The organism is Bacillus sp. URHA0034 (assembly GCF_056280405.1).
On record NZ_JBWCDK010000002.1, the window covers coordinates 2,371,447 to 2,384,428 of the forward strand.

At 40.5% G+C, this 12,982-nt stretch carries 9 protein-coding genes; 2 read left to right on the plus strand and 7 right to left on the minus strand.

The annotated features are described in order from the left end of the window. Positions 1-68: 68 nt before the first annotated feature. The 5 genes from ACZ9EE_RS13480 to ACZ9EE_RS13500 form a co-directional block, all read right to left on the minus strand. Entirely contained in the window at positions 69-530 is a 462-nt protein-coding gene (locus ACZ9EE_RS13480; RefSeq protein WP_476027803.1) for a helix-turn-helix transcriptional regulator, read from the minus strand. After that, the gene (locus ACZ9EE_RS13485; RefSeq protein WP_476027806.1) at positions 515-1,657 is read right to left on the minus strand and encodes a response regulator; all 1,143 of its coding nucleotides are present in this window, start codon (positions 1,655-1,657) and stop codon (positions 515-517) included. Before ACZ9EE_RS13485 ends, ACZ9EE_RS13480 begins: the two co-directional genes overlap by 16 nt. Further along, complete coding sequence (locus ACZ9EE_RS13490) at positions 1,632-3,116, minus strand: sensor histidine kinase (RefSeq protein WP_476027808.1); 1,485 nt, start codon at positions 3,114-3,116, stop codon at positions 1,632-1,634. Before ACZ9EE_RS13490 ends, ACZ9EE_RS13485 begins: the two co-directional genes overlap by 26 nt. After that, the gene (locus ACZ9EE_RS13495; RefSeq protein WP_476027810.1) at positions 3,113-4,114 is read right to left on the minus strand and encodes a sugar-binding protein; all 1,002 of its coding nucleotides are present in this window, start codon (positions 4,112-4,114) and stop codon (positions 3,113-3,115) included. Before ACZ9EE_RS13495 ends, ACZ9EE_RS13490 begins: the two co-directional genes overlap by 4 nt. A gap of 177 nt (positions 4,115-4,291) precedes the next feature. Beyond that, complete coding sequence (locus ACZ9EE_RS13500) at positions 4,292-6,688, minus strand: beta-glucosidase (RefSeq protein ID WP_476027812.1); 2,397 nt, start codon at positions 6,686-6,688, stop codon at positions 4,292-4,294. 405 nt (positions 6,689-7,093) lie between these two features. Here ACZ9EE_RS13500 and ACZ9EE_RS13505 point away from each other — a divergent pair, with 405 nt between their 5' ends. Together ACZ9EE_RS13505 and ACZ9EE_RS13510 are read left to right on the plus strand one after the other, a co-directional pair. Further along, entirely contained in the window at positions 7,094-9,448 is a 2,355-nt protein-coding gene (locus tag ACZ9EE_RS13505; RefSeq protein WP_476027814.1) for a glycoside hydrolase family 3 C-terminal domain-containing protein, read from the plus strand. Positions 9,449-9,493: 45 nt separating this feature from the next. Beyond that, positions 9,494-10,822, plus strand: a complete 1,329-nt coding sequence (locus ACZ9EE_RS13510; RefSeq protein WP_476027816.1) for a prolyl oligopeptidase family serine peptidase — start codon at positions 9,494-9,496, stop codon at positions 10,820-10,822. A gap of 89 nt (positions 10,823-10,911) precedes the next feature. On the opposite strand, the gene ACZ9EE_RS13515 is transcribed toward ACZ9EE_RS13510, so the two are convergent. Beyond that, positions 10,912-11,904, minus strand: a complete 993-nt coding sequence (locus ACZ9EE_RS13515) for a LacI family DNA-binding transcriptional regulator (RefSeq protein ID WP_476027818.1) — start codon at positions 11,902-11,904, stop codon at positions 10,912-10,914. Positions 11,905-11,907: 3 nt separating this feature from the next. Beyond that, positions 11,908-12,966, minus strand: a complete 1,059-nt coding sequence (locus tag ACZ9EE_RS13520; RefSeq protein ID WP_476027820.1) for an aldose epimerase family protein — start codon at positions 12,964-12,966, stop codon at positions 11,908-11,910. Positions 12,967-12,982: the final 16 nt, after the last annotated feature.

The following is a 12,982-nucleotide window of genomic DNA, read 5'->3' on the forward strand; positions in this document are numbered from 1 at the left end:
CTTTGAAACAAATCCGTAATAAAAAATAGGACCATTTTCGCATGAAATTGGTCCTGAACATTATCTTCTTAATTGGCCGTTGCCTTTCGGAACTCACTTGGAGACAATCCTGTCAGTTTCTTAAATACCCTGCTGAAGTAGTTAGGATCCCGGTAGCCGACCGAATAACAGATTTCTTTCATGCTCTTTCCCGGGTCCAGCATTTCCGTTTTGGCTTTCTTGATCCTGATCTCCGTTAAGTAATCAATAAAGGTCAGTCCAAATCGATCTTTAAAGAGCTTGCTAAAATAAAACGGACTTAATTCGACGTATTCAGCGACCGATTCTAGGGTAATTGAATCTGCATAGTGCGTTTCTATAAAATCCTTTGCTTTTTGCAGCATCCCCTTAGCATGATTATTCCGCCACACCTGTACATGCTGGACAACTGCAAGTAAGTGCGACTTGCCCGTTTCCAAAACCATCCGGATATCAACGGATTCATCGATGTTGGGAATCCGTTCATAGTTAATCCCTAAATCATGCAGCATTCGAGAAATGAGAATATAAACAGCTCATCAAACGACTTTTTTACAAAAGATGCTGTTACTGTATTGCTGTTAATTTTTGAAACAAAGGAATCAAAGATTAACAGCACCTGATTGACATCCCCTTGTCTGACACTGTCAAGCAGTTTTTTCTCCACTTCAATCACCTCTGAGTCAGAGGGAACATCAAAAGCTGACCCCTGCTTGTTGCAGAATAAATATTTACGGTTTGGCATTTTTAAAAGCTCTTCGAGTGCCAAGACCGCCTCGTGATAAGATTTATTGAGCTCATGTGCATGGTTATAGGGGTGACCAATGCCAATTTTCATTTCTGCACCAAGGCTTTCTTGTTTAAATAAGCGATAAAGGTTGTCGATGATGGTTTCAGCATTAGTCCTAAAATGGTTTTTCTCCGCCGACTTTTTGCACAGAAATAAAACTGGAACCTGACAGTCCATCATCGCTCCCACGATAATTTCATGTTTGACGACAATGGACTTGAGCGATCCCTTTAGCCAGCTGTACCATTTCTCTTTTTTTGACAGGGACAATTCCCCTTGAGAAGATGGTTTTAATGTAAATAACATCATATATCCGGAGGTAATTTCCACACCAAGGAGCTGACTCCATTCATCAAATGATATATCCTGCACCTGGTTCATTAGTAAGGAGGTAACCCATTCCTTTTGAGCTATGGAAACGGCCCGATCCAGATTTGCTCTTAGACTATGCTGTTCTTCCTTTTGCTTTCGTTCTGACTGGATTTCATCTGCAACCCGCTGCATGCTTTCAAGCAGATCCTTTTTACTGCTCGGCTTGAGAATGTATTCCTTAACCCCTTGCTGCATGACCTCCTTTGCATATTCAAACGTATTAAATGCTGAAACCATGATAAAACGAATACCCTGATCGAACTTTTTTATTTCCTTCACCGCTTGAACGCCGTCAATACCGGGCATTTTAATATCCATAAAAACGATATCCGGCCGGTGTTCCTGTGCCATTTCAATCGCAATTCTTCCGTTCTGTGCTTCCCCAATGACCATGACATCCTCTTTAGAGCTTTGAATTATTTTAGCTACTGCTTTTCGTTCGAGTACCTCATCATCTGCTATAAGAATTTTCAACAAGTTCGGTTCCTCCTTTGGCTGCGACAGGAATCGTCAGTCGGAAAATGGTTCCATTGTTTAGTTCTGATTCTATTTCAACAATATCTTTTCTTTGGTAAAAAAGCTGCAACCTTCTAATCACATTTTTAACTGCTATACCATTGGATTGATCTTTGGGTTTCGCCGTTTCAACGGTTTCTTCCGCTTCCAGCTGATGGACGTAATTAAGCAGTTTCTTTTTCGTCCGCAGGTCCATTCCCGCTCCGTTGTCGATTACTTCTACATTAATGCAATCATTCACCCGATAAATATGGAGCTCGATCACACCATTTTCTTCATATCCTTCGACGCCATGGATGAAGGCGTTCTCAATTAATGGCTGGAGAACTAAACTCGGGATTTCCATATCCAAATATTCATCCTGAATATCCGTAATAAATTCAATTCGATCACCGAATCTTGTTTTTTGAATAAAGAAATACTCTTTCACAATACTTACTTCATCCCTTAAGGTTGAGACCTTATCGAAATCACTTAGATTGTAGCGTAATAATGCGGCAACTGCTTCGATCAACCTTGACGTCTCCTCTGCTTCTTCAAGGTAAGCCATCTTTGAAACAGTATTGAGGGTATTGAATAAAAAGTGCGGATTGATTTGGTTTTGCAGACTTCTCAACTCTAATTCTTTTAATAGTTTATCGAGTTCACCTTGTTGTTTGATTTCGGTAACCAGTACTTTTAAATTTGTACGCATTTGATTAAATGTCTCTGTTAAAAGCTTAAGCTCATCCTTTGTGGTTATTTTAATATCATCACCTGATAAGTTACCTGTTGCTATTTCTTTAGCAGCACTTGATAGCATACTAATCGGCTTTGTAATCCCTCCGGAAATCCATAATGCCAATAAAGTGCTAAGGAAAAAGGCCGCCGCAAATAAGGACATCGACAGGAGCTTATAATAATGGTTTTGCTGCTCCATTTGATCATAGAATTTTTGATAGTCTGTTAATTTATTATTCAATAAGGCAAGTGTACTTTCCTGAAGAAACGAGTTAATTTTTAAGACTTCGTTAAAGTGGTTGGAGTATTGATTAATCTGGTCCTGCTCAAATGTGCCGATGGTAGCATCACCCTCGTCTAGGAAGCTGTCAATCATATTTTTGTAATTTGTAAGGGTCACATCATTGCTGTTCATCACTTTAATCAGTCTCTTCTGGTCCTTAATTAACTTTAGTTTTTCACTGCGATAGTCATGAAAATACGATTTTTCCTTATCTAAAATATACGCATGCAGCTTTTCTGTCAGGAGATTACTTCTCTGTGAAATATCATTCAGTAAAAGAAAACGTTCAAAACTATTATCGTATTCAGAAACTAGTTTTTCACTGCGATCATAAAAAAATGTGCCAACTGAGGTCAGTAATACGACAAGGACAATAAAATAGAGTAACAGTTTAGAACGGATCCGAAATAGCATCATTGGTCAACCGCCTTTCGGAACTGATTACTCACAGGCAGATCTGATTTTCTTAAGATCCGGGTATCGGTATGGACGACTGGCGGGACCTTTTTTCCTTGAATAAGATCAATCATCATTTTAACGGCTCCATACCCCATTTGATAAGGCTCCTGAACAACCGTTGCACTGATGGTGCCCTCACGAATAAAATCAATTGTTTCTGGGAGCGTATCGAATCCAATGATATAAATCTGCTTTTGTTTATGATATTTTTTGACCACATGGGCTATTTCAATTCCATCAAGGGCACTTGTACCAAAAAAGGCTGTCACCTCCGGATGATCCTGCAGGATTTGATTGGCCTTTTCGGCCGCTTTTACCCTGCTAATCTCTGATTCTTCCACCGCGACGATGTTGATTCTAGGTTCCGGTTTAACCGCATCTTCAAACCCTTTGACACGCTGCTGCATATGGTTCGCATAAAAACTACCTGTAATGATAGCGACATTTACTTTCCCGAATGTATCCGCTATCAAAGCTTTCCCTGCCAAATAACCCGCATAATAATTATCGGTTCCAATATAAGCCATTCTTCTGCTGTTGGCTGCATCAGTATCAACGGTAACAACAGGAATCCCGCTTGACACGACTCGGTCGATCAGCGGCGTAAATTGTTCATCACTCAATCCTTGGGTCATGATTCCATCTACTTTGGAGGCAGCTGACATTTCAATCGTCTTTACATGATCTTCAATGTTTGCCTGCTTTGGACCAGCATATTCAAGAAGAACTCCATATTTATTGGCTGCATCTTTTGCCCCTTTTTCGACAAGCTTCCAATATTCATTGTCTAGCTCTTCTGGAACTAGAACAAAATGATAGTTATACTTTTCTACTGTTTTCTGTTCTTTAGGTAAATCATGAGTAATTACCTTGTAGCCATAATAGATTGAAAATGAGCAACTAATTAAGAAAAACAAACTTCCCACTGAATAGGCAATGATGGATAATCTGCTCATATCACAACTCCGATCCCTCAGCATAGATAAACCTATTATACGTAACTTTCCAAAAATCGACAATCTCATTTAAATGGCTGCATGTTTCAGAATTATACAGTTTAATAATACTGTGTAAAACTATGAAAAAACCAGCCTTCATGTACCTTATGATGGCTGGTTTTGATAATTATTTCGTTATTTAGTAAGTCTCTCAAATTCAACTTTCGGTGCCAATGCCTCGTTAACTTTTTCAACGATCACATCATGATCTACTGTAAATGTGGCAGATCCTTTAATATCCTCTGAGGACGCCCCAACTTTAACTGTATAGGTGCCTTTTTCAAGAACCCATGCATTTTCCTCTTCATCGAAGGAGGCAAGGTCTTTGGCATTAAGTTCGAATTGAAGAAGCTCACGCTGATGAGGTTTAAGATCCTTTGTTTTACCAAAGGCTTTTAGTTCAACAGCAGGTTTCTCAAGTTTTCCATCTGGTGCCGAAACATACACTTGGACAACCTCTCTTCCAGAGAGGTTACCTGTATTTTCAACCATAGCAGACAGTTTAAGCTTGTCTTTAAATTTCTTGCCCTCACTAATAGTTAAATGATTAATATCAAAGCTTGTATAGGACAATCCATAACCGAATTCATAAGCAGGCTTTACATTAAATGTGGTATTGTAACGGTAGCCAACATAAATGTCTTCGTTATAGACCACCTGTTTTGGGTTATCTACAGGCGTACCAGGGAAACTGTTCGCCGATGCCACATCACTGTATTTTACAGGGAAGGTAGTTGCCAATTTCCCAGAAGGATTGACTTTACCGGAAATAACATCCGCAACAGCATAACCTGCTTCTTGACCTGGCTGCCATGCTAATAGGATTGAGTCGACTTTATCCCGCCAGCTGGCTACTTCGATAGGCCCGCCAATATTCAAAATAACGGCCACCTTTTTTCCTTGCTCATGGTACTCTGCTGATACTTTCGAAATCATGTCTTGTTCTGCATCGCTTAATAAATAATCCCCTTTTACAACTTTACGGTCTGCACCTTCCCCAGAATTACGGCCAATTACAATGATACCGATATCCGATTCTTTGGAAGAAGAAGCAATATCGTTATCTGCCAGAGGCTTTTCAGGAATGGCTGGAATTAACTTGCCAAAATCTTCACCCCATGGACTTTGTTTAATTTTATACTGATCCTGCGAGCGCAATGTATCAATATATGTCTTATATTCCTGAAGTAAACGTTGATTTATTTGGTATCCAGCACTCTTTAGCCCATCAACAATAGAAGTGGTGTAAGCCGCATTGACATCGCCGCTTCCTGTTCCTCCTTTAACTGTTTCGATTTGTGTATTGCCAAATAAAGCAATCTTCTGATCCTTGCTGATAGGAAGCGGCATCTTGTCGTTCTTTAAGAGAACCATCCCTTCTGCCGCTGCTTTTCGAGCTGTTTGGGCATGTCCAGCCAAATCTGGCTTGTCTGTGTTTTGATACTTTTTAAATTCAGGAGTTTGGATGACGATTTGGAGAATGTTTTTAATATTACGGTCAAGTACCTTTTCATCTAGATTCCCAGTTTCAACAGCTGCTTTAATTAAATCGGATTGATTGGACGTACCCGGCATAATCATGTCATTACCAGCTTTCATTTGTTCTACCGGATTATCCCCGCCAAACCAGTCTGTCATGACAAACCCTGTGTAGCCCCAGTCTTTACGTAAAATAGTTGTAAGCAAGTCCCTATTTTGGGATGTGTATGTTCCATTAAGTTTGTTATAGGAACTCATAACAGACCATGGATGGGATTCTTTAACAGCAATTTCGAAGCCTTTAAGATAAATTTCTCTTAATGCTCGTTCTGAAACGATCGTATCAATGCTATTCCTGTTTGTTTCCTGGTTATTGGCAGCAAAGTGCTTGATTGTTGCTCCAACACCATTGGATTGTATCCCATTTACCACCGCCGCGGCCATTTTTCCTGCAATTAAAGGATCTTCTGAATAGTATTCGAAGTTTCGTCCGTTTAATGGATTACGGTGGATATTGAGTGCCGGAGCTAGTAAAAGGTCGACACCGTATTCTTTCACTTCATTTCCCTGAGCTTGACCTACAGCTTCTGCTGTTGCAGGATCCCAAGTGGATGCAAGAGCCGTCGCAATCGGGAAAGCGGTTGCATAATAAGTTTGGGTTTGTCCCGGTCTGGTCGGCCTAATCCTAAGACCTGCCGGGCCGTCAGCTAAACGTAGTTCAGGGATACCTAAGCGGGGAATTCCAAATGTACCGCCTACAGCTCCAGTTACTTCAAATGGAGGTGTCCCCCCGAATCCAGGCATTCCTACACCCACAACGAATTTAGCTTTTTCCTCGAGGCTCATCGCTTGAATAACACTGTCAATGGAAGCTGCATCAGTTAAAAATGGTGCTGCTGTTTGTATAATAGAAGTTTGGTTTTGTTGCATGGTTGTTGAATCTGGACTCTGAGCGGATGCAATGTCAAAGGTGAGTCCTGAGAGAATTAATGATGATGTAAGAGTGATTGCTAGTAGATTTGATTTTTTCTTTTTCTTAAGTTTTTTTAACATAAATTAGTACCCCCTTCAATTGGTTAAAATTCCACACTTATAAGCGCTTCCAAAGTTAGTTTAACCGAATTGAATGTTCAGAGTTTTAGTAATATTCTGGATTATTTTGCGAAATTCTTCACTATTTTGTTTTTTGATAGACAGTTAATAGAATAACACCATGTGATAAAATCTACCCATTTTTCAGCCGTTAATACTCCTGTAACTAAAGTCATGTCGGATATTGTCTAAGGAATATGAATAAATACTCTTGATTTTTTTGTTTTTGATTGAATTTTCAGATAACAACAATTTAATCTAGTAAATCGCAAGTTAATGCTACTTCTTGTAACTTACCGAATTAACATTCACATGCTAACTTCTTAAATGTAAGGGTTTTCAGATAAATAAAAGGGGTTGTTAAGTGTGAAGGGTTATTACAAAGTTCTAAGTACATCCATGTTTAGTTTAATGCTTTTATCATCAGGTTATACTAGTGCATTTGCTGAGGAACAGCAAACAGCGCCAGTACATGCTACGGCTGTTATATCAGATACTGGGAGTGTACAAACAGGTGCAGCCGAGGGACAAACGCCAATTTTAGTTGACCAAGCCTCGATTCCAGCCGTTATTAAAGCTATGACACTGGATGAAAAAATTGATTTGATTGGCGGTGCCGGAGCATCCATTACAGGGGCTGCAGGCGGTACCTTTGCCATTCCACGGCTTGGCATTCCGAAGCTAAACTTTGCAGACGGTCCAGCCGGGCTTCGCTTTGGATCGACAGCAAATAAATCTACAACAGGTTTCCCTATTCCAACAGCCCTCTCTTCAAGCTTCAATAAAGACCTCATGTATAATGTAGCTGCAGCTATGGGAAAAGAAACTCTTGATTATGGTGTGGATGTGATTTTAGGACCTGCCTTGAATATACATAGGGATCCTCGAGGCGGACGGAACTTCGAATATTACTCTGAGGATCCACTTCTAAGCGGTGAAATGGCAGCTCAGTTTACTAAAGGAGTTCAGGATCAAGGCGTTGGTGTCAGCATGAAGCATTTTGCTGCCAATAATCAGGAAACCAACAGACAATCCGTTAATGAGGTTATTTCTGAACGCGCCTTAAGAGAAATTTACTTAGCTGGTTTCGAACGGGTGGTAAAAGAAGCTCAGCCATGGACCGTGATGAGTTCCTATAACTCAATTAATGGACCTTTCTCTGCCCATAATTCCTGGCTCTTAAATGATGTATTAAGAAGTGACTGGGGCTTTAATGGGATGGTCATGACAGACTGGGGCGGATCTAAAAATAATGGTATTGCTATGTTGAACGGCGGAAATGACTTGTCCATGCCAAGTTTAAATTCTGTGGGTAAGGCGGCAGTAAAAGCGGCAATTTTAGACGGTTCATTATCAGAGGAAAAACTTGATACCGCGATCGAAAATATTCTTGCCTTAGTTGTTAAGTCCCCTACTTTCAAAAAGCTAAGTACCGTTGATAATACGAAACTAAGCGTTAGTACTGATCTAGCTGCCTCTGATGCACAGATTTCACGAGAAGCCGCTCCAGAAGGTATGGTCTTATTGAAAAATGAAAATAAAGCGCTTCCGTTTAATAACAAGGTGAAAAAGGTTGGTATAGTGGGTAACTCCTATTCAATGCCTAGCTGCGGGTTTGGTACTCCTTTATCTGCCTGTACCACTGATAATGCCGCTTCAAAAATGTTCTTAATGGGTACAGGCAGTGCCTATGTTACCCCAACGCATTCCGTGCAGCTTCCTGACGGACTAATTAAAGCAGGATATACACCAGTGACTACTAATGCTAGTGGTGCTGAAATCGATGAAAATCTTACCGCCGAAGATGCCGCTTATATGGCTCAGAATTCAGATATTGGCGTGGTGGTAATTGCTCGAGGATCCGGCGAAGGGGCAGATGGAAATGCTACGACCTTTGAACCAACTGCAAAAGAATTAGAACTTATTAAAAGGGTATCTACTGCTTTTCATACAGTAAATAAAAAGGTAGTAGTAGTCTTAAATGTTGGGGCTCCATTTAACACGGTACCTTGGAGAAATGACGTAGACTCCATTTTATTATCCTGGCAGCCAGGCATGGAAGCTGGAAACGCCCTTACAGATGTTCTTTCTGGAAAGGCCTATCCATCTGGTAAACTCCCGGAGACTTTTCCAATCCGTTTGGAGGATGCTCCAAGCTATGCGAACTTTCCAAACTCTGATGGCAATCCAAACTTAGTTAAATATACAGAAGATATTTATGTTGGTTACCGTTACTATTCTACTTTTAATATCAAGCCTGCTTACGAGTTTGGCTACGGTCTCTCCTATACCACTTTTGATTATAGTGATTTTAAATTAAACAAAGATAGCTTATCTAATAAAATCAAAGTCTCGTTTAAGGTTACTAACACTGGTTCATTTGCAGGGAAAGAGGCACCGCAAGTTTATGTAAGTGCGCCTGATGGAAAGTTAGAAAAACCAGCCATTGAGCTTAAAGCCTTCGGAAAAACCCGTGAGCTCAAACCCGGTCAAAAAGAGACATTCAACTTCTTTATCGATCCAAAGGATATTGCTTCCTTTGATGAATCTACTTCCTCTTGGATTGTTGAAAAAGGGACATACAAATTCAAGGTTGGTGCCTCTTCTGCCGATATCAAGGGGACACTGGATTTTAAAGTGGACAAAGATATCATTGCTGAATTAGATAATGACAATGGACCTGATGTGCAATTAGACACACTATCAAAATACAATCAGTAGAGACGTTTTGACGTTCAAAAAAATAACATTTTGGAGGTAAAGAAAATGCTTAAAAAAATGAAAAAAAGAGCCATGTTGGCCACGATGGCGGTAACGATGACATTATCATTCAATTCGAACGTTTTCGCGAAGCAAATCAATCCACAGCCAACATCCTACCAAACTGTCACAGAAATTGAAGATTGGGGTGCAGCAACAACGAAAGTAATTGTCAATGTTGGGAAACCGATACCAAAGGGCTCTATAACAGCAGATACCTTTAAAGTCCATGTCGCAAGAAGCGATGAACGGTTAAAAAATCCGTTTTTAGAGGAAGGCGACCGAACTATTACTAAAGCCTACGTAGCAGATAAAGACGGCAATCCCGCTGTCCAAACAGGTAAATATGTGGTCTTAGAAATGAAAATTGGCCCTGATGTATCCTTAGGTTCACCTCTTAACTATGATTGGGCGACTACTGGTTTTAATGATTGGGTTGATATGAAATATACAATCACACAGCAAAAAGATATTGAAACAAGTGCAGGAACCATTTCAGGATTAGTTGTCGACCAATTTGCTGGGGAAACAAGAGAACTGGTAGATGATTTTTCAACGGGAAAAGGAACCTATGATAATATTAGTTTAACTTATGCGGACTATTCCCCAGCTACTGACAATCATAAGAATCCATTAATTATCTGGCTGCATGGAGCTGGTGAAGGCGGCACAGATCCTACGATTCCAATCTCGGCCAATAAAGCAGCCAACTTCGCTTCAAAGGATATGCAATCCTACTTTGATGGTGCCTACGTTCTTGCCCCTCAAACTCCAACCTTTTGGATGGACGGTTTTACCGGTATGGGAGATGGCACCTCTAAATATGAGAATGCTTTAATGTCTTTAATTAAGGATTATGTAGCTAATCACAAAGACGTTGATACCAGCAGAATTTACATTGGCGGTGACTCTAACGGCGGGTATATGACCATGTTAATGGCCCGGGATTATACCAATTACTTTGCTGCTGCCTTCCCAACATGCGAAGCCTTAAAGGATACGTTAATAACAGATACACAAATTAATAAATTGAAAGATCTTCCGATTTGGTTCATTGCCGCTAAAACAGACCCAGTGGTTATCACATCTCAATATGTTGAACCTACGTATCAACGCTTAGTCGATGCCGGCGCCAAAAATGTCCATTTATCATTATTTGATAAGGTACTAGATACCTCCGGTTTATATACCAAAGTGGATGGTACTCCATATGAATACAACGGACACTGGTCTTGGATATATGTCTACAATAACAAACCGACCGATTTGATCAACGGAAAAACCACAACCATAATGGAATGGTTAGCCAACCAAAACAACACAAACACGAAGTAAATAGTTTAATTGGTGACAGGCACCATTAAAAGACAAAATAGGCGGGATTGTCCATGTTGGATGGACAATCCCGCCTATTTCATTCTTCGTTAGAAGCTGCTGTTGCGAATCACGAGTTTGGTAGCGATGAGAATTTTTTTGGCGGTCTTTCTGCCTTCGATTCGTTCTAAAAGGGTATCTACCGCCGTCTCACCCATAAGCTCTGTATATACTTTTACTGTACTCAAAGTTGGGTAGACATATTTGGAGATGCTGATATCATTGACTCCAATAATGTTAACCCGATCCGGGACAGCAATGCCTTCTTCAAGCAGCGCTCGTAAAGCCCCAACTGCAATTGAGTCATTTCCCGCAAAGAAAGCTGTTGGCAAATTGTCACCATGATCTTGAATCGCCTGTTTCATCAAGGCATGGCCATCCTCTGCCGAAAATGTTCCATTATACATAAAGTTGTTAATGAAAATACCCTTTTCCGTTAAATACCGTTTAAAGGTCTCTTCCCTTGCATCCTCGATTGCCGAGGTCTTGTCTTTAAATTCCTCTTTGCCGCCGATATAGCCAATTTGCGTATGACCCTTTTCGATAAAATAATCGAGCACTTTCTTCGTTGCCTTCTCAAAATCGATGACAATCGAATCATACTGTTCTTCATCGGGTGAGTTGTCCACAAACACAATATTCTTAGTAATCGACCGCATTTCTTTCACTTGTTTACGACTAAACTTTCCAATCGCGATCAGCCCTTGAAGCTCATCATCTTGTTTTAACTCCTCATAGTTATCCTGAAAATACTTAACAAGCTGGAGACCATGATGACGACAGCGATTTTCAACACCCAGCCGGATCGACATATAATATAGATCTTCTAGTTCTTCCTTTTCGGTATACCATTGCAGGACAGCAATCTTGCCGGAATCCTGTTTACGAGCCGGTTTCTTCTTATAAGAGAGCTCCTCAGCCGCCTCAAAAATCCTCTTTTTTGTTTCATCGCTGACAGAAAGCGTCGTATCATAATTCAGCACCCGCGAAACCGTCGCAATCGAAACACCCGCTAACTGAGCAATATCCTTTATTGTAGCCATAAATTAATCACCTAACATCTTGGTTAAGAAACGATACGTGGTCGCTGCACGGTATACATCCTCAGGTTTTAAAGTCACAGATGGAAAGTTTGGATGATGGATCGCATCTGGCAGCCCTTGGGTCTCTAAGCAGACACCTAGATAATTTCCAGCCTTTACACCTGAAATCTCAAACTCTCCATCTAACATATTGGACGTATACAGAACAACGCAAGGCTGGTCGGTTGTAATCTCAAGAACCCGTCCGCTCTCTTCCTCACTTAACACAATCTGATTTTCCCCTTCTTTTGAGAAAACAAGCGGGTGGTCGTAACCTTTTCCAACCAAGACATTTTGCGGAAAGGAAGACTCGATCCCATCCTTTAATTTTCTTCCGTTAGTAAAATCAAACGGTGTATTCACTGACACCGGCATCTCCCCTGTGGGCATAAGGTCCGGAGCTAATTCTACGTATCGGTCACTATCCAACTGGAGTACGTGTTCAGAACAATTACGCTTGTTATTTCCACTTAAATTAAAATAGGAATGATTGGTTAAGTTCACTAAGGTTGTTTTATCTGTTCTTGCTTCATAGCTTACTTTCAGTTCATTATTATTTGTTAACAAGTAGGTTACCGTTGTTTCTAGATTTCCTGGGTATCCTTCTTCCCCATCTGGACTAGTATAAGAGAATGCCAAACCAACTGCATCATCTGCCTCAATTTTTTTCGTTTTCCAAATAACCGAGTCAAACCCTTTTACACCACCATGAAGGTGATTCAGTCCATCATTTTGCTCAAGAACATATTCCTTTCCATCCAATTCAAAGCTTGCCGCTTTAATTCTTCCCGCGACTCGTCCGCAAACAGCACCAAAATACGGCGACCATTTTGGATAATCTTCGAAGTTATCAAAACCAAGGACCACATTTTCTACATTTCCATTCCTGTCAGGAACGAGGATTTTCGTAATCACACAGCCGTAATTTAAACAAGATACGGTCATGCCGGAGTCATTGCTTAACGTGTACTCTACTACATCCGCTCCATCATAACTGCCAAAAAGCTTCTCATTCATTTCCATTGCTATTCCACTTCCT

What these genes read in the sequence shown, in the direction of transcription:
- ACZ9EE_RS13515 (WP_476027818.1), bottom strand. Translation starts at nt 11,904, where the DNA reads ATGGCTACAATAAAGGATATTGCTCAGTTAGCGGGTGTTTCGATTGCG.
- ACZ9EE_RS13510 (WP_476027816.1), top strand. Translation starts at nt 9,494, where the DNA reads ATGCTTAAAAAAATGAAAAAAAGAGCCATGTTGGCCACGATGGCGGTA.
- ACZ9EE_RS13480 (WP_476027803.1), bottom strand. Translation starts at nt 530, where the DNA reads ATGCTGCATGATTTAGGGATTAACTATGAACGGATTCCCAACATCGAT.
- ACZ9EE_RS13500 (WP_476027812.1), bottom strand. Translation starts at nt 6,688, where the DNA reads ATGTTAAAAAAACTTAAGAAAAAGAAAAAATCAAATCTACTAGCAATC.
- ACZ9EE_RS13495 (WP_476027810.1), bottom strand. Translation starts at nt 4,114, where the DNA reads ATGAGCAGATTATCCATCATTGCCTATTCAGTGGGAAGTTTGTTTTTC.
- ACZ9EE_RS13490 (WP_476027808.1), bottom strand. Translation starts at nt 3,116, where the DNA reads ATGATGCTATTTCGGATCCGTTCTAAACTGTTACTCTATTTTATTGTC.
- ACZ9EE_RS13520 (WP_476027820.1), bottom strand. Translation starts at nt 12,966, where the DNA reads ATGGAAATGAATGAGAAGCTTTTTGGCAGTTATGATGGAGCGGATGTA.